Source organism: Nocardia otitidiscaviarum (genome assembly GCF_007362295.1).
In the GTDB taxonomy this organism is placed as follows: domain Bacteria; phylum Actinomycetota; class Actinomycetes; order Mycobacteriales; family Mycobacteriaceae; genus Nocardia; species Nocardia otitidiscaviarum.
The window spans coordinates 3075287-3094623 of sequence record NZ_CP041695.1 but is presented as its reverse complement, the minus strand read 5'-3'; the positions used below and the strand labels follow the sequence as shown (position 1 = coordinate 3094623).

18 protein-coding genes, 1 tRNA gene and 1 pseudogene are annotated in these 19337 nt (G+C 68.6%); 5 read left to right on the top strand and 15 right to left on the bottom strand.

The window, feature by feature from the left end; all coding sequences use genetic code 11:
- The first annotated feature begins 1 nt into the window (after position 1).
- Positions 2-931, top strand: a complete 930-nt coding sequence (locus tag FOH10_RS13620) for a formylglycine-generating enzyme family protein (RefSeq protein ID WP_143980974.1) — start codon at positions 2-4, stop codon at positions 929-931.
- Positions 932-945: 14 nt separating this feature from the next.
- Here FOH10_RS13620 and FOH10_RS13615 read toward each other — a convergent pair whose 3' ends face one another.
- On the bottom strand, positions 946-3468 hold the full coding sequence (locus FOH10_RS13615; protein WP_143980973.1) for an ATP-binding protein: 2523 nt from the start codon (positions 3466-3468) through the stop codon (positions 946-948).
- Positions 3469-3590: 122 nt separating this feature from the next.
- Between FOH10_RS13615 and FOH10_RS13610 the strand changes: the two genes are divergently transcribed.
- Positions 3591-4790: a styrene monooxygenase/indole monooxygenase family protein gene (locus tag FOH10_RS13610; protein ID WP_143980972.1), complete on the top strand. Its 1200-nt coding sequence runs from the start codon at positions 3591-3593 to the stop codon at positions 4788-4790.
- 37 nt (positions 4791-4827) lie between these two features.
- Here the strand turns inward: FOH10_RS13610 and FOH10_RS13605 are convergent, their stop codons facing one another.
- Both FOH10_RS13605 and FOH10_RS13600 read right to left on the bottom strand, forming a co-directional pair.
- Positions 4828-6039 (bottom strand): cytochrome P450 family protein, encoded by a 1212-nt coding sequence (locus tag FOH10_RS13605; protein WP_244961967.1) that lies wholly within the window; start codon positions 6037-6039, stop codon positions 4828-4830.
- 101 nt (positions 6040-6140) lie between these two features.
- Positions 6141-7199 (bottom strand): zinc-dependent dehydrogenase, encoded by a 1059-nt coding sequence (locus FOH10_RS13600; protein ID WP_143980970.1) that lies wholly within the window; start codon positions 7197-7199, stop codon positions 6141-6143.
- Between the two features lie 198 nt (positions 7200-7397).
- Between FOH10_RS13600 and FOH10_RS13595 the strand changes: the two genes are divergently transcribed.
- Together FOH10_RS13595 and FOH10_RS13590 are read left to right on the top strand one after the other, a co-directional pair.
- On the top strand, positions 7398-9380 hold the full coding sequence (locus FOH10_RS13595) for a PTS mannitol transporter subunit IICBA (RefSeq protein ID WP_143980969.1): 1983 nt from the start codon (positions 7398-7400) through the stop codon (positions 9378-9380).
- Between the two features lie 23 nt (positions 9381-9403).
- Entirely contained in the window at positions 9404-10162 is a 759-nt protein-coding gene (locus tag FOH10_RS13590) for a DeoR/GlpR family DNA-binding transcription regulator (protein WP_143980968.1), read from the top strand.
- A gap of 34 nt (positions 10163-10196) precedes the next feature.
- On the opposite strand, the gene FOH10_RS13585 is transcribed toward FOH10_RS13590, so the two are convergent.
- From FOH10_RS13585 to FOH10_RS13530, 12 genes and pseudogenes are all read right to left on the bottom strand, one after another.
- Positions 10197-11138, bottom strand: coding sequence for an NAD-dependent epimerase/dehydratase family protein (locus FOH10_RS13585; RefSeq protein ID WP_143980967.1), 942 nt, complete (start codon positions 11136-11138; stop codon positions 10197-10199).
- Positions 11139-11247: 109 nt separating this feature from the next.
- Positions 11248-11478, bottom strand: coding sequence for a hypothetical protein (locus FOH10_RS13580; protein WP_143980966.1), 231 nt, complete (start codon positions 11476-11478; stop codon positions 11248-11250).
- A gap of 181 nt (positions 11479-11659) precedes the next feature.
- Positions 11660-12004: pseudogene (locus FOH10_RS13575) on the bottom strand (hypothetical protein); the annotation flags it as partial.
- A gap of 277 nt (positions 12005-12281) precedes the next feature.
- Positions 12282-12497 carry a hypothetical protein gene (locus tag FOH10_RS13570; protein WP_143980964.1) on the bottom strand — a complete coding sequence of 72 codons (216 nt, stop codon included), beginning with the start codon at positions 12495-12497 and terminating at the stop codon, positions 12282-12284.
- A gap of 187 nt (positions 12498-12684) precedes the next feature.
- Positions 12685-13452, bottom strand: coding sequence for an MBL fold metallo-hydrolase (locus FOH10_RS13565; protein ID WP_244961965.1), 768 nt, complete (start codon positions 13450-13452; stop codon positions 12685-12687).
- A gap of 246 nt (positions 13453-13698) precedes the next feature.
- Positions 13699-14331, bottom strand: coding sequence for a TetR/AcrR family transcriptional regulator (locus FOH10_RS13560; RefSeq protein ID WP_143980962.1), 633 nt, complete (start codon positions 14329-14331; stop codon positions 13699-13701).
- Positions 14332-14437: 106 nt separating this feature from the next.
- Positions 14438-14511: transfer RNA gene (locus tag FOH10_RS13555), tRNA-Met, on the bottom strand.
- Between the two features lie 88 nt (positions 14512-14599).
- Positions 14600-15157: a MarR family winged helix-turn-helix transcriptional regulator gene (locus tag FOH10_RS13550; protein WP_221937967.1), complete on the bottom strand. Its 558-nt coding sequence runs from the start codon at positions 15155-15157 to the stop codon at positions 14600-14602.
- A complete protein-coding gene (locus tag FOH10_RS13545; RefSeq protein WP_143980961.1) occupies positions 15154-16038 on the bottom strand; it encodes an alpha/beta hydrolase in 885 nt (294 codons plus the stop codon). Before FOH10_RS13545 ends, FOH10_RS13550 begins: the two co-directional genes overlap by 4 nt.
- Positions 16039-16054: 16 nt before the next feature.
- Complete coding sequence (locus FOH10_RS13540) at positions 16055-16651, bottom strand: TetR/AcrR family transcriptional regulator (RefSeq protein ID WP_186000828.1); 597 nt, start codon at positions 16649-16651, stop codon at positions 16055-16057.
- A gap of 70 nt (positions 16652-16721) precedes the next feature.
- Complete coding sequence (locus FOH10_RS13535; protein ID WP_143980959.1) at positions 16722-17666, bottom strand: SDR family oxidoreductase; 945 nt, start codon at positions 17664-17666, stop codon at positions 16722-16724.
- Between the two features lie 100 nt (positions 17667-17766).
- Positions 17767-18144 (bottom strand): nuclear transport factor 2 family protein, encoded by a 378-nt coding sequence (locus FOH10_RS13530; RefSeq protein ID WP_143980958.1) that lies wholly within the window; start codon positions 18142-18144, stop codon positions 17767-17769.
- Between the two features lie 83 nt (positions 18145-18227).
- Between FOH10_RS13530 and FOH10_RS13525 the strand changes: the two genes are divergently transcribed.
- Positions 18228-19241: an RNA polymerase subunit sigma-70 gene (locus tag FOH10_RS13525; protein ID WP_244961963.1), complete on the top strand. Its 1014-nt coding sequence runs from the start codon at positions 18228-18230 to the stop codon at positions 19239-19241.
- Positions 19242-19337 lie beyond the last annotated feature (96 nt).

Sequence of the window (19337 nt, the reverse complement as noted above, 5' to 3'; positions counted from 1 at the left end):
CATGTCCCTCGCGGCTCCGACCGACAGCCGGCGCGGCATGGTTCACGTGCCCGGCGGCGTGTTCACCATGGGATCCGACCATTTCTTCCCCGAGGAGCGACCGCCACGCCGGAAAACGGTCGAGCAGTTCTGGATCGACCCGTATCCGGTGACGGTCGTGGCATTCCGGCGCTTCGTCAAGGACACCGGATACGTCACCGTCGCCGAACGCCGCCCCGACAGCGCCGACTTCCCCGAGGCCGATCCCGCACATCTGGTCGCCGGGGGACTGGTGTTCCATCCCACCTCGGGACCGGTGCCACTGGATGACTGGCGCCGCTGGTGGCGCTACGTGCCCGGCGCGAACTGGCGGCACCCGCTCGGCCCGGACAGCACTCTCGACGGCCGTGACAGACACCCGGTCACCCAGATCGCCTTCGAGGACGCGGCGGTGTACGCGCGCTGGGCGGGCAAGCGGTTGCCGACGGAGACCGAATGGGAGTTCGCGGCCCGCGGCGGCCGGGACGGGGCGGTGTACGCGTGGGGTGACGAGGCCGAACCGCGCGGCCGCCGGATGGCGAATGTCTGGGTCGGAGCGTTCCCCTGGCGGTTCCGGCCGGGTCGCGGACAGCCCGATACGCCAGACACCACGGCCGTCGGCTCCTATCCACCGAACGGCTACGGCCTGTTCGACATGACCGGCAATGTGTGGGAGTGGACCACCGACCGCTACGACCGGCCCGCGCCGGGAACATGCTGCACGTCCGGCCGAACAGCCGAGGAATCCTCACCCGCACAGCGGTTCTCCCGGCGCGTGGTGAAGGGCGGCTCCTACCTGTGCTCCGCCGACTACTGCTTCCGCTACCGTCCCGCGGCCCGGCAGGGACAGACCGAGGACACCTCCACCTGCCACCTCGGCTTCCGCTGTGTCGTGAGCGCGCCACGACGGTGAATGGTTCCGCCCCGCTATCGTGGCACCGCTGCCTCGCGATCGGCACGCGCCCGATCGGCGTCGGGCAGCAGCGGCAGGATCTCGGCGCGGGACCGGATCATGAGTTTGTGCAGGACGGCGGCGACCTGAGCGTCCACGGTGCGTGAGGAGCTGCCTCGCCGGGTCGCGATGGCGGCGTTGGTCCATCCGGCGGCGGCCAGCACCGCCACCTCGCGTTCGGCGGCGGAGAGTTGCTGCCACGGGGCGGGACGGTGCTGACGGACCGGATGGTCGGTCGGTATGCGCTGCGGCGACCAGGTGCCCAGTGCCAGTCGGGCGACTTCGTTGGTGGTCGGGTTCAGCAGTTCACCCTCCCGCAAGAACACCTCGAATTCGCGGTCGCCCAAGGTCTTTCGGGCGATCACCAGGGCACGGTCGGTGGCCGTGGCGAACGGGCGCAGGTTGGCCAGATCGACACCCATCTCTCGGCGCAGCGCCGCCGCGCCGCCGCCGAGCCAGCCGATCTCACGGGCTCGTTCCCGGGCCGCGCGACCGCCGCCGGTGCCGTCGGTGATCATTCGCGCCAGCGTCCAGCATCGAATATGCACCGCCCACAGCACGCCCCAGCGATCGCGCATATCCAGCTGCCAGCTCAGTGCGGCATGGATCAGCGATGCGGCCTCCTCGGCGTCGCCGTGCGCGGTAAGGGCGATGGCGCGGGCCAGTTCGGCCCAGGATTTCGCCCACTGTGGTCCCGAATCACCGATGCCGGCCAGGTGCCGGGCGGTGATATCGATTGCCTGCTCGGCGGTTCCGAGGAAGCCCGCCGCCAGTGCTTCGAACAGTTCCGCCATGATCGCGCCGCCGCGATCGCCGCCGGCGGTGAACTTGGACCGTGCCCGTGCCAGCACCGGGAGCGCGCGGACGTCGGCGGCGTCCAGCAGAAGCACACTGCCCCAGAGGTATTCGACGGCCGCGGGGAAGCCCGCGTCGGCAGTCGGCTGCCGCCGCCACCGGGCCGCCGTCTCCGGGTCGGGATCGAGCTCGGCCACGCACTCGTCCAGCATGCGCTCGGCCTCATCGGCGCGGCCCTGGCACAGCGCGACCCAGCCGATCATCGCCCGCGCCGACACCCGTACCGCTACCGGCCCGGCCCCCGCCGCGTGCACGGTCGCCAGGGTGCGCTCGGCCAATTGACGTGATTCCCGTAGCGACCCGCGCAGGAACGGGACGCGCAGCGCGATGAGGCCGATGGCGATCTCCAGCCCGGCGGCGCCGTCGCCACCGGCCTGGCTGCGGTCGATGGCGCATAGTAGGTTGTCCCAGGCCGCGCGGGCCCAGGTCAACAATTCCGCTTCCCGCCCATCGGCCCACTCGGCACGGGCGGCGGAGGCCCGATCACGGTAGTGGCGCAGGTGGCGTCCGGTGAGCCGGGCCCATGCCGTGGCATCCCGCTCGGCCAGCCGCTGCTGTGCGAACACCCGGCAGCTCTCCAGCAGTGAATAGCGCGGGAGATCGGCGTCGAGGTGAATGAGCACCAGTGATCGGTCCACCAGACGCTCCAGCAGCGGCTCGATCTCCCGTGCGAGCAGGCCGTCCGGCTCGTCGTCGGCGCACACCGCCGTGATCGCCGACAGTTCCGCGCCGGTGTCGGGCGTCGACCGGCCGTCCGCGTCGTCGGGGTGGACGTCGTACCCGGCGGCGAAGACCGACATCCGCTCGAAGAGCAGTTGTTCCTTCGGCTCGCACAGGTCGAACGACCAGGCGATCACATCGCGGATACCGCGATGGCGCTCGTCCAGGCCCAAGCGTGGGCCACCGGACCAATGCAGTCGACGGTCCGTCTCGGTGCCGCCGAGATCGCGCAGAATCAGCGGTAACGGCTGATAGCGCAGGCGCGCCGCCGCCAGTTGAATGTAGAGCGGATGGTGGTGCACCTGGCCGCAGATCGAGTCCACCAGGTCGGCATGCTCGTCGGCGACGGGGCGGCCGGTCAGCGCGGCACGCTGCCGGAACAGGTCCACGGCGTGGGTGTGCGCCAAGGGCGGAATGACTATGCGCTGCTCGTCGATCCAGCCGATGGTCTCCCGGCTGGTGGCCAGCACCGTCAGGCCCGGTACTTCGGCGATCAGACGGCAGATGACGTCTCCGGCCGCGTCGAGCAGATGCTCACAGTTGTCCACCACCAGTACCGGCGCGGGACCACGAGCGCGCTGCCCCGCGCCCAAGGTCTCGATCAGCGCCCGCCACGCCGAACGGCCCGAGAAGTCACCGTCGACCACCGACCGCACCACCTCGTCCGCGACCGCTGCCGGTGCCGAACCCTTGGCCAGACGGCTCAGCCGCACCCAGTACACGGGGGCGCGACGCGCCTTGCGCAGTCGCCGGGTCACCTCGACCGCCAACCGAGTCTTACCGATACCGCCCGCGCCGACCAGCGTGACCAGACGGGACGGGCCCAGCAGCGCCGTCACGATCCGATCCAACTCGTCGTCACGACCGATGAAATCGCAGGCTGCGGCCGCCGTTTCCATGTTCTGCGGGGAAGGCACCGACACGACGAAGTAGCCTACCCAGCTCGCTACCGATGCGCGTCATGATCGCTCACGCCGCTACCGATGCCGGGCGGCTACCTATCGGCCGACGATGTCGGAGCAGACACGAACCGAAAGGAGTCGACGTGACACGCGTTCAGGTACTGGGGGCCGGTGAGTGTGGACTACCCCTCGCTCGGCGTCTGCTCGACGGCGGCATACCGGTAACCCTGGTCACCGATCGCGACGCGGAGGCGGTGCTGTCCGGGTCGGTGACCAGCACCCAGTTGAAGTTTCCGCGCACGCTCGATCTGGAATCGACTGCGGGACTGGGTCATTGGCGCACCCTCGCGCCGGAGGTGCTCGGCATCCGGTTCACCATGGTGGTGGAGGGCAGCGTGGTGGATCAGTGGTCGGGACGGTTCAGCCGGCCCGCGCAGAGCGTCGACCAGCGGACGGCGCATGCCCGGTGGCTCACCGACTTCGTCGCCGCAGGTGGTGAGCTGGCCCTCGGATCTCCATCGGTGGCCGAGATCGACAGCCGCGCAGCGGGATACGATCTGACCGTGGTCACCCGGGTGTCCGGGGAACTGGCGGCCTGCTTCGCCGACGACCCGAGATGGACGCTGCCGACCGAACCGGCGCGGCGCATGGCCGTGTTCTACCTCGACGGCGTCGCGCCCGATCCGGACGGTCTCGGCACCTACGTGGCGCTTCCGGGTCTCGGCGAACTTGTTTCCGCACCCGCGCTGACCGGCCCGCCGGGCCAGGAACGGCGCTGTGAGACACTGCTTTTCGCGGCCATCCCCGGACGTCCGCTGGATATCGTGGATGTCCGTGGCACGGCCGCCGCGCGGTGGCAACAGGCTCGGGAGCTGCTCGACAGCCACCTGCCGCCGGCGTTCTCCGCTCGTTTCCGCGTCGGCGAATTGACCGATGCCGGGGCCACCCTGGTCGGCGGCGTGACACCGGTGATGCGGCAGCCGATCGGGACGCTCCCGTCCGGCCGCCCCATCCTGGGCGGGGCCGATGTGGTGTGCCGGATGGATCCCGGCGGCGCACAGGGCGCCAACAACGCCGTCCACTGCGGAACCCACTACGGCCGCGCGATCCTCGACAACCCGTGGGGACCGTTCGACCGGGACTGGATGGCGGCGGCCGCGGAACCCTGGCTCACCGATATCGCGCATCCGGCCGCACGCTGGACGCTCACACTGCTGGACCCGCCCGAATCGCTCGGACGGCTCATGCTCGCCGCGAGCCGGGACAGCTCGATCGCCGACGCCTTCGCCGAGACATTCGTGCACCCCGCGGGATCGGACCTACTCACGGGTACGCCGTCCTGATCCGCACGCCGTCCTGATCCGCAGCGCCACAAGCGATTCAGTGCCACGGCGGCGTCGCCGGAAACACCACCGGCAGCGCCGCCAACGCCCGATGGAACGGTCCGGGCCGCCACTCCAGGTCGGCCACCGGCACCGCCGGACGCATATCGGGCAGGGCGTCGAGCAACTGGTCGACGGCGTTCTGTGCGATCAGGTAGGCGGCGGGCTGCGCCGGACAGGCGTGCGGACCCGCGCCCCACGCCAGATGCGAGCGATTGCCGACCCGGCCACCGTCGGCGACCACCTCTGGATCGTTGTTACAGGCGGCCATGCTGATCACCACCGGCTGATGCGCGGGCAACCAGGTAGCACCGACCAGCATGGGCTGACGCGGATAGGTGACACAGAAGTTCGCCATCGGCGGGTCGGTGAACAGCACCTCGTCGAGCGCGTCGCGGGTGGAGAGGCTGCCGCCGAGCACATCACCGGCGAAGCGCTGATCGGACAGGATCAACAGCAGCGCGTTGCTGATCAGATTTTGCAACGGCTCGATGCCCGCTCCGTACAGGATGGCGACCTGGTGCAGCAGTTCCACATCGTCGAATCCGGCGGGATGGCGCACCAGCCGGGAGGTGATGTCGTCGCCCGGCCGTTCCCGCTTGGTGACGATGAGATCCCGCACCGCCTCGGAGAGCATGACGTTGCCGCGTTCGGTGTCGGTGCCGTCGAACAGCAGGACGGTGGCCTCCCCGACCCGGCGACCGATCTCCGGCGGACACCCCAGCAGGGCGTTCATCACCCCGAACGCCAGCGGTGCGGCGTACTGGCCGATCAGATCGGCGGCACCGGCGGCGCAGAAGTCGGCGATCAGCGGCACCGCGATCCGCTCCACCGTGGCGTCGAGGTCGTACAGGTCGACAGCGCCGAGCCCGTCCACACTGGCCTGCCGGTAGCGGGTGTGCGCCACCCCGTCGTTACGCAGCGCCATCGGCCGCCATTCCAGCACCTGCAGCACCGGGCAGTCGGCGGGCACACCGCGCTGCCACGTCCGCGGATCGGCCGGAAAGCGTTGCGGGTCGTGCAGGATCGCCACCGCGGTGCGGTAGCCCAGCACCAGCGACGCCGGGACGCCGGGCGCCAACTCCACCGGCGCGATATCTCCGTAGCGCCGCCGCAGTTCGCTGTAGGCGGTCGTCGGATCGGCGGCGAACGCCGCGGAGTACAGCGGAAACGGTTCGGCGGCGCGTCCCACCGCGTGGTGTGTGGTCACCAGCGAAACCCCCATGGTCGTGCGGAGATTCGCTCTCCGGCGTCCGCAACAGGGTCGCCGAATAGGTAGGTCGCGGGCATCGGTAGCCCCGCGCCGCCGGATCAGGGTTGGACGGTCACCTTGATGGCCGTGCCGCTCTCCACGGTCGAGAAGGCGTCGAGCACCCGGTCGAGCGGGATGCGGTCGGTGATGAGATCACGCACCGGGACCTGACCGGTGGCGATGTAGTCGAGGGCGCGCCTGTTGTGTTCGGGCGCGGAGCCGTTGGCGCCGTGGATGTGCAACTGGCGGTAGTGCACGACATTGGAGTCGCAGGTGATGGTCGGATTGGTTTTGGGCAGGCCGCCGAAGAAGGAGATGCGGCCGTTGCGGGCGGCCATGGCGATGGCCTGCTCCTGGGTGATGTTGGCGGCGGTGGCGGTGATGATCACGTCCGCGCCGCGGCCGCCGGTCAGTTCCAGGACGCGGGCGACCGCATCGGTCGACGAGGCGTCGATGACCTCGTCGGGTCGCACCGCGTTCGCCGACAGCTCCAGGCGTTCGGCGTTCACGTCGATGAGATAGACCGGGCCGCAGCGGTATACGCCGCGCGCGATGCGAATGTGCATACACCCGATCGGCCCCGCGCCGAATACGACGACCGTATCGCCCGCCTCGATGCCGAGCAGTTCCTGCGCGTTGATGGCGCAGGCGAGCGGTTCGGCCGCGGAGGCTTCGTCGTAGCCGACGACGTCGGGGATTCGATTCAGGCCGTCGACGCGCAGTACCTGACTCGGCACGATCATGTATTCGGCGAAACCGCCGTCGTACTGGTAGCCGACCGAGGTCTGGTTCTGGCACACCGCCATCCAGCCCCTGGCGCACTCGTGGCATTTCCCGCACGGCACGGCGGCGATCACCTGAGCCCGGTCGCCGACTCGCCAGTCGGTGCCGTACAGGTCGTTCACCGCCGCGCCGACCTCGACGACCTCGCCCGCGATCTCATGGCCGAGAGTCCTCGGGGGCGTGAGGTTCTGGTGCCCGTTGTGGCGGATCTTGACATCGGTGCCGCAGGTCGAGCAGTTGCGCACCCGGAGTTTGATCTGGTCCGGACCGCACTCGGGTTCCGGGATGTCCTCCAGCCGGAGGTCCTCGGGTGCGTAGTAGCGCAGGGCCTTCATGGATTCGTGTTCCTTCCGCCGTTTCGGGCCGTGAGCCGATCGCTCCAATCCACCGTAACGGCCATTCGGGCACAAATCCACAGAATTCGATGCCCATTTATGCCCGATCTCTTGTCAGCATGCCCGATTCTGCGGTCTACTACTGCTAGGGATGTGGCTGGCGTCACATGTCTGATCTACTGCTCAGAGGAAGTCACAATGTCTGTATCCCCACCGCATGCGGCCCCGGCGGAAGTCCGCGGCGGCACCCGCGTCCACGTGCAGCGCGTCGGCACGTTCCTGTCCAGCATGGTCATGCCCAACATCGGCGCCTTCATCGCCTGGGGCCTGCTCACCGCCCTGTTCATCGAGAAGGGCTGGATCACCTCCCTCGCCGGTGACGTGGGTGCGGGCAGCTGGGTCGCCCACATCGGCGGCTGGGGTGACTACGACGGTGGCGGCATCGTCGGCCCGACCATCACCTACCTGTTGCCGATCCTGATCGGCGCCACCGGCGGCCGCATCGTCTACGACACCCGCGGCGCGGTCGTGGGCGCCATCGCCACCATGGGCGTGATCGCCGGTGCGGATGTGCCCATGTTCCTCGGCGCGATGATCATGGGCCCGCTCGGCGCCCTGCTGATCAAGAAGCTGGATGCCCTGTGGGACGGCCGGATTCGGCCCGGCTTCGAAATGTTGGTGGACAATTTCTCGGCCGGTATCGCCGGTGCCGCCATGGCGGTCGTCGGCTTCTTCGGCATCGGCCCGCTGGTCTCCGGATTCAGCCGGTTGGCGAGCAATGTGGTGGACTTCCTGGTCGACAACAGCCTGCTGCCGTTGACATCGATCTTCATCGAACCGGCCAAGGTGCTCTTCCTCAACAACGCGATCAATCACGGCATCCTGACACCGCTGGGCACCAATCAGGCCAGCGAGGACGGCAAGTCGATCCTGTTCCTGCTGGAGGCCAACCCGGGGCCGGGCCTGGGACTGCTGGTGGCGTTCATGGTGTTCGGCAGGGGAGTGGCCCGCAGTTCCGCGCCGGGGGCGGCGATCATCCACTTCCTCGGCGGCATCCACGAGATCTACTTCCCGTTCGTGCTGATGAAGCCGAAACTGATCGCGGCCATGATCGCCGGCGGCATGACCGGCGTCATGATCAATGTGCTGTTCGATTCCGGTCTACGCGCTCCGGCCGCACCCGGTTCGATCATCGCGGTCTTCGCACAGACGGCCAATGACAGCTATCTCGGCGTGACACTGTCGGTGGTCGGTGCGGCGACGGTCAGTTTCCTGGTCGCGGCCGTACTGCTGCGGACCGATCGAGCGGTCGACGAACCCGATCTGGGCGGGGCCACCGCCGCCATGGAGGCCCTGAAGGGCAAGCGGTCGGTGGCCGCCGCCGCATTGAACTCGATGGGCACCGGTTCGACGGCCACCCTGACCGCCCCGGAGCAGATCTCGACCGTCGTCTTCGCCTGCGACGCCGGGATGGGCTCCTCGGCCATGGGAGCCTCGGTGCTGCGCAAGCGGATTCGCGACGCGGGCTACACGGAGGTCACGGTCGTCAATCGGGCGATCGCGAACCTGAGCGACGAGTACGACCTCGTGGTCACCCACCGGGATCTGACCGATCGGGCGCGCGAACGGACGCCCTCCGCCCTCCACGTGCCGGTCGACGACTTCATGAACAGTCCCGAGTACGACGAGATCGTCGCGCTGGTCGCCCGAGCCGACGGCGGCGAGGTACCGGCCGAATCCACGGAATCGGGCGAACTGCTCCCGGACGAGTCGATCGTGCTCTCCGGCACCGCCACCACCCGTGCCGGGGCCATCGACGAGGCGGGCGGGCTGCTGGTCGCCGCGGGGGCGGTCGCGGAGTCCTATGTCGCGGCCATGCATGAACGCGAAGGCTCGGTCTCCACGTTCATGGGCAACGGGCTCGCCATTCCGCACGGCACCAATGCGGCCAAGGACGACATCCGGCGCACCGGGCTGTCGGTGGTGCGTTACCGCGAACCCGTTGACTGGAACGGGAATCCGGTCGAATTCGTCATCGGCATCGCCGGAACCGGAGACGACCATCTGGCACTGCTGTCCCGGATCGCCCAGGTCTTCGCGGACACCGATCAGGTGGCTCGGTTGCGCGACGCGAACACGGTGGCGGAGATTCGGGCGGTCCTCGGTCCCCGCCACAGCTGAGGCGATACAGCAGAATGTTGCTCGTGGATTCGGATTCGCGGCAGTCGCAGATCTTGGAGTTCGCCCGGACGCGTGGCCGGGTGGACGTACTCGGCCTCGCCACCGAACTGGGGGTGGCGGCCGAGACCATTCGCCGGGATCTGCGCCTGCTCGCGGACCGTCGCCTGGTGAAGCGGGTCCACGGCGGGGCGATTCCGCTGGAGAGCGCGGCGTTCGAATCCAGTCTCGAGTACCGCAGCCGGGTGGATCTGGCCCAGAAGCACCGCATCGCCGCGGCGGCGGCCGATCTGCTGCACGGTGCCGAAACCGTCTACATCGACGAGGGATTCACCCCGCGACTGATCGCCGAGAAGCTCGCCGACCGGGAGTTGACCGTCGTCACCGCCTCCCTGCTGGCCGCCGAAGCCCTCGCCGACAGCGACACCGTCACCGTCCTCCTCCTCGGCGGCCGCATGCGCGGCCGCACCCTCGCCACCGTCGACCACTGGGCCCTGCGCATGCTCGACGAACTCACCATCGACCTCGCCTACCTCGGCACCAACGGCATCTCCCTGGCCCACGGCCTGACCACCCCCGACCCGGCCGTCGCGGCGGTCAAGGGTTTGGCGGTCCGCCGCTCGAATCGGCGCGTCCTGGTCGCGGCGGACGGGAAATTCGGTATGACCAGCTTCTGCCGCTTCGCCGAGATCGGGGACTTCGAGGCGATCGTCACCGGGGCGGAACTGGATCCGGTGCAGGCCCAGCCGTTCGAGGCGCTCGGGACGACGGTGGTGCGGGCCTGACCGACGAGCGTCGGCACCGGGGTTTCGGGGGGCGTCAGCGGGTCGCCGCCAGCGTGCGTGCACCCTCGGCCACGGTGGGCAGGGCGGGCTGCCAGCGTAGTTCGGATTTGGCCTTGGCATTGGCCACACGCATCGACATATCCAGCATCTGCGCTGCGGCGAGTGGAGCTGCCAGGCGGAACAGTCGCGCGGGCACACGCCGTGGCGGGCCCGCGCCGAGGGCGCTCGCGAGGGTGTCGAAATGCGCTGACCAGGTCACTGGTTCGTCGTCGACGATGTTGTACGCCTGACCCACGCGGCCGTGTTCCAGGGCGGCCACGGTGGCGGCCGCGGCGTCCTCGATGTGGATGAAGCCGATGGACCCGGTCTCGCCCCGGGGCAGCGGCATGAGCCGCCTCCGCAGCGGGCGCAGGAAGGGGTCGCTCGCACCGGGACCATAGAAGATCCCGTAGCGCAGGGCGATACCCGCGAGTCCGGGAGTGCGCCAGGCGCAGTCCTCGGCGGTGCTCAGAGCCTCGATACTCGCGTCGATGCGCGTACCCTGCGGTCGGCCGAACGGCGTGCGTTCGGTGACGGGCTCAGCGCCATGATCGCGCAGGCCGTACCCCAGCACGAGTGACTGGGTGAGATAGCGGGTGGCCCCGACCGCGGCGGCGAAGTCGACCAGGTGGCGGCTTCCGGCAGTGCGCAGTTCATTGGTCCGGGCCAGGCCGCGGCTGCGGTAGTGGGTGGGCGGGGAATCGCGGTAGGCGGTGAGTTCGTGCACGACCGCGTCGGCGGTCAGCCCGTCGGCGACGCGCAGCAGCTGCTCCCGGTCGAGCACATCCGCCAGGACCGGCGTCGCGCCCAGGGCGCGAGCCAGTTCCGCGCTGCGGCCGCCCCGCACGAGCGCGTACACCAGGTGCCCGGATCGGTGCAGAGCACCGATGAGAGGCCGACCGATGGCGCCGGTAGCCCCCGCCACAACGACTTTCACGCAACCCCTCCCGGTTGTGCGTCCTCAGCCCGAGCGTAGTCGTCAGTGCCGGAGGCCAGCCACCGTCGCCGGTTCGCGGCGGCCCTGGCAACTGTGGACTTCCCACAGCTCAGTCGATGCCCTCGTCGAGTTGATCCCAGGTGAGGACGATCGCGAAGGGGGTGAGCGTGTCGATCGCAGCGACGTGGTCACTGCGGTTGCGGTACCCATTGGATACGTACCGACCATCGGAATCGAGCGTCAGCATCTCGATGGAGACCGCCGGACCGTCGTCATTGGCCATACGAACGATCCAGTAGTGCTGGATGCCGTAGCGGGACCAGTCGAACGCTTCCGGCACGGCGGCGATCCTTCGGTATGCGGAACGGCTACTCGATCGATGACCAGACCGACGGCATGGACGCCGACAAGCATATCCAGCCGCGAGCCTGCCGGGCGGAACAGCCGTGCCGGTACACGTCTCGGGGTGCCCGCGCCGACGGCGTTTGCGCATGCGTCGAAATGCTGTTCCTGTCGCCGGTTCAGTGCCGGCAGAGCCAGTCGGTGCCGTAGTGCTCGGCGTTGCCGCCCTCGAGGTGTACCCAGTGGCCGTCGCCTTCACAGGGAGCGCCCTCGACTCGGTCGGTGGCGGGCTCTGTGGTGACGGTCTGCTCGACCGGTGGGGGCGTGGTCGCTTCCGGGCCCGCGCCGTGGTTGGGGTTGGTGCAGATCGTGCCCTCGCACGGGACCCAGGTGCCGTCGCCGTTGGGGTTCGGGATGGCGTCGGGGCCGACGTAGCTGCCCAGCGGGCATCCCGGATCCTGGTTCTTCGCACAGTATTCGGCGCTGAGCCCGTTGCCGGTGGAGCCGTCGGCGCCGCGTTCCCCGGTGGGTTGCGCGGGTACGGTTGTCGAGGCGACCACAGATGATGTCGTGGTCGCCGGTGCGGTGCTGCTGGGTGTCGGATCCGACGTCGAATCCTCCGAACAAGCCGCGGCCCCCGAGAACAGAGCCAAGCCCGCGAACGCGATCAGAAAACGTCTCATAGGTAACACCTTTCAGAGCGGCGCGGCGTTTCACTGCCATGAACGGTAGCTTGCCATTTGCCGAAACCGTGCTATTTCGGCAACTGCGCGGATCGCGAGCCTGGCGCTGTCGGCGAGGTCAGCCGCAGACCGCGGACTGGATGGACGTCGCAAGCGGAAGCAGCAGGCTGGACGCTCCGCCGGTGGCCTCGATCAAGAGAACGAGAGGGTACGAGACGAGAGCGCACTGCGGCGCGGGCGGCGGCGGGGTGGCGCTCGCGGCTCCGGCACCGGCGATCGCGACTCCGGCGGTCAGGGTCCCAGCGACGGCGGCGGTAGCGAATAGTTTGCGCATGATTGATTCCCAACTTCCTCAGACGGACTTATCTCTCCATTGGACAACTCTCAGCAACTATCGAATCTCCAGTGACGAGCATTTCGCAATCGACGCCCGGGATGATCCATGTCTCGAGTTGTCCAGTTGTGCGCTCTAGATCACTGGACCGTGACCGGCCGTGCGGCGCCGATTCCTACCAGGTCGTTCACGGCGTGCCCCGTTCGACGGTGGGTTCCGCGGCTGCTCGTCGCAGTTCGGACAGCTCGTGTGGATCGTGAGCGCAGAAGATGCGGACCTCGTCGGAGTGGTGGGCGTGCAGGGTGCGTAGGCGATGCAGGCTGTCCAGTCGAGCCCGGTGGTCGGTGTCGCTCAACCGTTGGAAGGCGGCCAGGCCGAGCGGGGCGCGGCCGTGGTCTCGGAGTTGATCGTGGTGGAAGTAGGCGTCGCCGCTGTGTAGCAGCCACCCGCCGGGCTGGCGCACCGCGACGCCGCTGTGGCCGTGGGTGTGGCCCGGCAGCGGGACGAGGAGGATGTTGTCGACGACGCCGGTAGCGGGGAGCCCGAACCAGGTTTCGCCGCCGAGCTCGTGGGCGACCCATTGCGGGCCGTGTCGCCAATGTCGCGACAGATAGCGGTTTCTGGCGATCGTCGTCGACCGCCGCCGGGCCGCATCGAGTTCGGGGGCCAGCACGTGCACCCGGGCATGCGGGAAGTCGGGGAGGCCACCCGCGTGGTCGAGGTCGAGGTGGGTCAGCACGATATCGCGCACGTCCTCGGGGCGGTATCCGTGGTGCCGCACCTGATGCAGTGCCGTCTGCTCCGGGCGCGGCATCGGGCGGGCCAGCATGCGCATGCCCAGGGGCAGCCGACCGGATGCCGCCGTATCGGCCGCGGCGAGTCCGGTATCCACGAGGATGAGGCCGTCCTTCGATTCGACCAGCAGACAGTGCGCCACCAGGGAACCGGTGATCAAGCCACCACTGCCGGTGAGGGCTCGTCCGCCGAGGGGACACATCGAGGCGCAATTCAGGTGATGGACGATCATCGTTGACCTCCGAACTGTCGGCGGACCACCCGCCGCACCCTTGCTTTTTCATTTACGTAGTCGTAAATGCAACCGTGCGTCACGGTAACCTTGCGAACCGCGCTCGGTCAATCCTCGGCAATCGTTAGGCGGTAGAGCCGCTGGGTGGCTGCGCGAATCGGTGCCCGATCACGCCTACACGGCATCGCCCGACGGGTCGGAAGGCAGGGCGGCGATCGCCGCGAATCGCAGCATGCCCTGCTTCACCGCCGCCCGACGACTGGGATCCGCCTGGTACTGGCGAGCGCCGGCTTGCATGGCCGCCAGCAGCATGGCGATCACCTCAGGGGCCGGATGCAAATTGGAATCCGCCGCCAGCGCCTCGATCATGCCGCTGTAGACGGCGTTCGACTCGGTGCGCAGACCGGCGACGACCGCCGGTGAACCCGCCTCCTCGGCACGGAACACCAGCAGCGCATCACCGATCTCATCGGACCAGTCCAGGTACGCGTCGATACCGGCATCGATCTTCTCCACCAGCTCGGACCGACCCGAGACCGCCGCTTCGATGCGCTCCCGCAAACGCCGATTGCACTCGGCGACGAGTTCCGACATCGCCGCCGCGCTACTCGGAAAGTACTTGTAGAAAGTCGGTTTGGACATACCCGCCGCGCGGGCGATGCGCTCCACGGTCAGTCCGGCGTGACCGTGCTCGACATACACGCCGGCGGTGCTCTCCAGAATCCGCTGCCGGACCTCGGCCCGCTCCGCGTCCGACTTGCGCGGACGCCCGCGAACGGCCCGCACATACCGGCAATCGTCCTTCACATGACCGAGCTTAACGCTGACGGAATGTCAACGAAATTGGTGCGAGCCACCGACGCCGAACCAACGCGAAAGGCCCGGAACCATCCGGTTCCGGGCCTTCGCTTAGTAGCGGGGACAGGATTTGAACCTGCGACCTCTGGGTTATGAGCCCAGCGAGCTACCGAGCTGCTCCACCCCGCGTCGGGTGAACACAACCTTACAGACAGTGGGCGTGGTTACCAAAACGCCTGGACAGAGGGGGTTTTCGAGGTCTGGTGGCGGGGCACGGTCAGCGGGCGAGTTCGTCGACGAGGACGTTCAAAGCTGTTGTGAGGGCGTCTTTTTGTTCGCGGTCGAGGCGTTCCATGGCGGCGGCGAAGCGTTGGATGCGGGCCGAGGTGAGGCCGTTGACGAGGTTGTGGCCGGTGGGGGTGGCGGTGAGGAGTTGGGCACGGCCGTCGCCGGGGTCGGCGGCGCGTTCCAGGTAGCCGGCGCGTTCCAGGCCGGTGACTATGCGGGACATGGTGGGGGCGCTGACGCGTTCGACGGCGGCCAGGTCGCCGAGGCGCAGGGGGCCGGAGCGGGCCAGGGAGGCGAGGGCGGAGGCGGCGCCGGGGGAGAGTGCGCCGGAGTCGCCGGACTGGCGCAGCATGCGGAGCAGGCGGCCGATGGTCAGGTAGAGGTCGGCGGCCTCGCTCAGGTCGGTGGCGACGACGTCGGCACTCGAGCGCTCGGACAGCGCGGCCTCCTCGGTCAGACGGCGAAATCGACGCTCATCATAATCGCGGCGCCGAGAAGGACGACGAGCAGCCGGCGGTGCGGCCGGATGGACCGCACGACGGTTCACCGCGCGGTGAGCACTCGCTTCAGGAAGTCGACCTGGTCGGCGAGAATCTGATCGCGGTGCTCGGGGTGGTAGATCTCGAAGTGACTGAGGGGGTAGCTGCGCAGCTCCGCATGCGGCGCGCGGTCGGCGAGCTGGGTGGTGCTGGACGCGACCGTCTCACGGTCGTGCTCGGCGATGCAGACCAGCAGCGGCATGCGCAGCTCCGGCGCGTGGCGGCCGGGTTTGTAGCGCATCATCTGCAGCAGGACGCGTGGCGCGATGCTGTTGCGCCAGGTCTTGCTGTCCATGGCGGCGATGGTGCCGTGCGCCTGCGGGCCGGTCATGACGGCGAGTTCGCCCGGCAGCCCGACGGCGGGGATGTAGCGGGGGCGCAGACCGAAAGTGCCACGCAGCCAATCGGATACCATGACCGCGAGCAGCGCTAGGGTATCGCGCGTGGAGCGCCCTTCGGCCCGGCGTGGGAAGCCGTTGAACGGCACCTGGGCCACCACGGCCGCGATCCGCTCGTCCCCGGCGGCCACGGTCACGACGTGCCCGCCGCCCAGGGACGTCCCCCAGAGCACGATGCGATCGGGGTCGATCCCCGGTCGCGTGCGAGCGAAGGCGACGGCCGCGCGGATGTCGTCGAGTTGTTCCGCTAGATCGGCGACCTGTCTGGGTTCGCCCGCGCTCGCGCCGAAGCGCCGATAGTCGAAGGTCATCGCCGCGTAGCCCGCGTTCGCGAAGGCGCGGGCGGCGGCCACCACCGCCGGCGTGTCCTGGGTACCGCTGAAACCGGGGCACAGCAGCACCGCGGGCACTCGGCCCGTCTCGGTCTCGCCGTACAGCGTCCCGGCGCATTCGGTTCCGGACGAATCGAAGGTCACCGCAGTCGTTTTCATGATGTATCTCCCGCTGTCAGGCGAAGTCGGTATCCAGGAGGCGTGCGAGCAGTTCCAGGACGGCGGCGCGATGTGCCACCAGATCCAGCCCGGTCCGATCGGCGTAGTGCTCGTGCAGCTCCCGCAATGCGCCGAGCAGGGCGACAGCGGTGAATTCCGGGTCGGCCAACCGGAATTCACCCGCGGACACCCCCGCGGCGAGCAGGTCGGCCATGACCGGGCGCAGCACGTTCACCGCCTCGTCCACGACCCGGTGATGCATCTCCCGGAATCGCTCACCGTGCAGCATGTCGACCACACCGGGCGCCGCGCCGCGCTCGGCCATCGCGTAGCTGTGGTCGATGTAGGCACGCAACCGATCCCGTGGCGACCGCGTCGTATCGCGCAGGATCTCGAGGTGACGCGCACACAATCGCTCCGCGTACACCTCGACCACCGCGGCGAAAAGCTGCTCCTTCGAACCGAAGTGGTGGTAGAAGCACCCTTTCGCCACCCCGAGTTCGCCGACGATCGAATCCACCGTGGTGGCGGCGTACCCGCGTTCGGAGAAGCTGCGTATCGCCGCGTCCACGATCTCCGCCTTGCGCACCTCGGGCTTTTTCACCTGTCGCATTACGCCTCCTGCATCGCACTCTACCGACCGACGGTCGGTCTGTACATGGGCATGGGAGGGATGGATGCGGTCAGCGGAAGAATTTCGCGTGTTCGAGGGCCCATTCGGCATAGCTGAGCGGGTGGCGGCCGATGATCTCGGAGACCGACGGGGATTGGTCGAGGGTCCAGGCGATGAGTTCTTCCAGATGGGTGGCGTATTCCTCGAGGGCGTAGAGGGTGACGTCGATGGCGCTGTCGGGCCAGCCGCGATCGCGCCAGACGGCACGGCTCTCGCCGGGGGTGAGTTCGGCGGTGGTGATGTCGCGACCGAGAGCGTTGGCGATGAAGCGGATTCGGGACAGGGTGCTGATGGGCATGCCCACGGCCTCGATGGTCATGCCCAGATAGTCGTCGGTGCGCAGGGCCGCGGCGGCGACGGCGGCCAGGTCGTCCTCGTGAATGAACGGATAGTGGCCGGTGTTCAGGAAGGCTTCGCGCACAATGCCTTCCGTGCGAATGGTGTCGGCCCAGTCCGAACCCGTGGCGGGATAGGTGCCTTCCAGAATCGATCCCATCACCGCCGAGGGCCGGATATGGGTCCAGCCGATGCCGGAGCGTTCGACGGCCTTCTCGATGGCCAGCCAGAACCAGGTCTCGCGCGGATAGGCCGCCTCGTACTCGGGTCCGTGCGAGGACAGCAGCACGATCTGACCGACGTGCGCGGTGCGGGCCAGGGCGAGCGCGTCGTCGAGGGTGGCCGGATCGGCTCCGGTGAGGAAGACGGCGTCGACGCCGGTGAACGCGTCCCAGATCTCCAGCGGTCGGGTGATCGATCCGGAGATCAGCTCGACCGGGTGCGGCCAATCGTGCGATTGGTCGGACTCGGCGACGATGCGGACGCGCTCACCGGCGTCGAGCAGTTGCCGCGCGAGACTGCGTGCGATGGTTCCGTAGGGGCTGCAACCCTCGTTCTTGCGTGCGGCCCCGACGGTCAGCAGATGCAATCGTCCGGGCTCGTAACCGATTCCGCTCATGGCTGATACCTCTGTCGCATATCAACGGTGATCTTGCGCCTACTGCGAGGTTGCGGATCCGAACGGCAGCGATACTAACCCAGACCGCGCGCCGGCGAACTCAACCCGGCGTCGCGGCGGTCTCCGCGAGATAGAAGGGTAGGCGATCGAAGATGAAGCGGCTCTGTGTGATTCGCCCGTTCTCCACCCGGATCAGCTCCGCGCCGGGAGCCGAGGGCACCGGAACCGAGGCGGTGTCGTACATGATCAGCGCGGTCGTCTCGTCACCGAAGGCGGCCAGCGGACGCACACCGGTGACGGTATCGGCGAACGGTTCGAGGAATGCCCGGAATGCGTCCGCGCCCCGAATCCGGCCCGCGGGCGTGTCGCAGACGATGTCGGCCGCGATGTAGGTCATGGCCTTGTCCATATCGTGCCCGGTCCAGGCGTCGAAGTAGGCGCGGGCCAGGTCGAGGGCGGGGCTGGTGTGCTGATTCATATCGGTCACCTCGTATCGAATGGGAACTGTCGATGGAATGGACACCGGCCGCCGCCGAAACGGACCGGTGCCAGAATGGCGACGTGACCGAGGCCCTCACGGCAGCCCGCTCCGGCGACCAGCGGGCGTTTCGCGAACTGACCGAACCGTATCGGCGCGAATTGCAGCTGCACTGCTACCGGCTGCTCGGTTCGTTCCAGGACGCCGAGGACGCCCTTCAGGAGACCCTGATGGCGGCGTGGCGCGGACTGGGGGAGTTCGAGCAGCGGTCCTCGGTGCGCACCTGGCTGTACCGGATCGCCACCAACCGGTGCCTGAACACACTGCGCACCGCACGGCGGCATCCGGTCGAACCACTGCCCTTCGAGGTGCCCGAACCGCCCGCGCACGACACCGTCGGCTGGTTGCAGCCCTACCCGGACACCCTGCTCGACACCGATCCGGCACTGCGCTATCAGCACCGCGAATCGGTGGAACTGGCCTTCATCGCCGCACTCCAGCAGCTGCCGCCCCGGCAGGCGGCCGTCCTGGTGCTGCGCGAGGTGCTGGAGTTCTCCGGTGCGGAGGCGGCCGAGCTGCTCGGCACCAGTCCGACGGCGGTGAAGGCGGCTTTACAGCGGGCCCGGGAGACCCTGGAGTCGGTGTGGCGCGGCCCCGCGGGACCGGCTCCCGCGCCCGGTTCGGCGGCCGAGCGGGCCTTGACCCGGCGCTTCGCCGACGCCTTCACCGATCGCGATGTCGACGCCGTCGTCGAACTGCTGACCGACGACGCCTGGTTGACCATGCCGCCCTGGCCGCACGCCTACGGAGGGCGTGCGGCGATCGGCGAATTCCTCCGGTACGTCCCGGCGTTCCGGCACGAGCACCCGATACGCCTGGTCGCCGTCCGGGCCAATACCCAGCCCGCCGTCGCGTGCTACTCCCTGCTTCCGGGAGCATCGGAGTTTCGGGCGACCGGGATGCTGGTGCTCGCCCTCACGGCGAACGGCGTCGCCGCACTCACCCATTTCCCACCCGAGGACGTCTTTCCACGCTTCGGGCTCCCCGTCTCATGGACCGACGGTCTCGCGGCGGCCGACGGCCGCGACTTTCGGTAACGACTTGTCGGAATGCCTGGATCGACTGAGACGGACTGGGCTATCTGACAATTCGAGACCAAAGCTTCCCCAGACAGCTGCCGCCGCAGCTAGCGT

What these genes read in the sequence shown, in the direction of transcription:
- FOH10_RS13620 (WP_143980974.1), top strand. Translation starts at nt 2, where the DNA reads ATGTCCCTCGCGGCTCCGACCGACAGCCGGCGCGGCATGGTTCACGTG.
- FOH10_RS13600 (WP_143980970.1), bottom strand. Translation starts at nt 7,199, where the DNA reads ATGAAGGCCCTGCGCTACTACGCACCCGAGGACCTCCGGCTGGAGGAC.
- FOH10_RS13595 (WP_143980969.1), top strand. Translation starts at nt 7,398, where the DNA reads ATGTCTGTATCCCCACCGCATGCGGCCCCGGCGGAAGTCCGCGGCGGC.
- FOH10_RS13570 (WP_143980964.1), bottom strand. Translation starts at nt 12,497, where the DNA reads ATGCGCAAACTATTCGCTACCGCCGCCGTCGCTGGGACCCTGACCGCC.
- FOH10_RS13545 (WP_143980961.1), bottom strand. Translation starts at nt 16,038, where the DNA reads ATGAAAACGACTGCGGTGACCTTCGATTCGTCCGGAACCGAATGCGCC.
- FOH10_RS13540 (WP_186000828.1), bottom strand. Translation starts at nt 16,651, where the DNA reads ATGCGACAGGTGAAAAAGCCCGAGGTGCGCAAGGCGGAGATCGTGGAC.
- FOH10_RS13535 (WP_143980959.1), bottom strand. Translation starts at nt 17,666, where the DNA reads ATGAGCGGAATCGGTTACGAGCCCGGACGATTGCATCTGCTGACCGTC.
- FOH10_RS13530 (WP_143980958.1), bottom strand. Translation starts at nt 18,144, where the DNA reads ATGAATCAGCACACCAGCCCCGCCCTCGACCTGGCCCGCGCCTACTTC.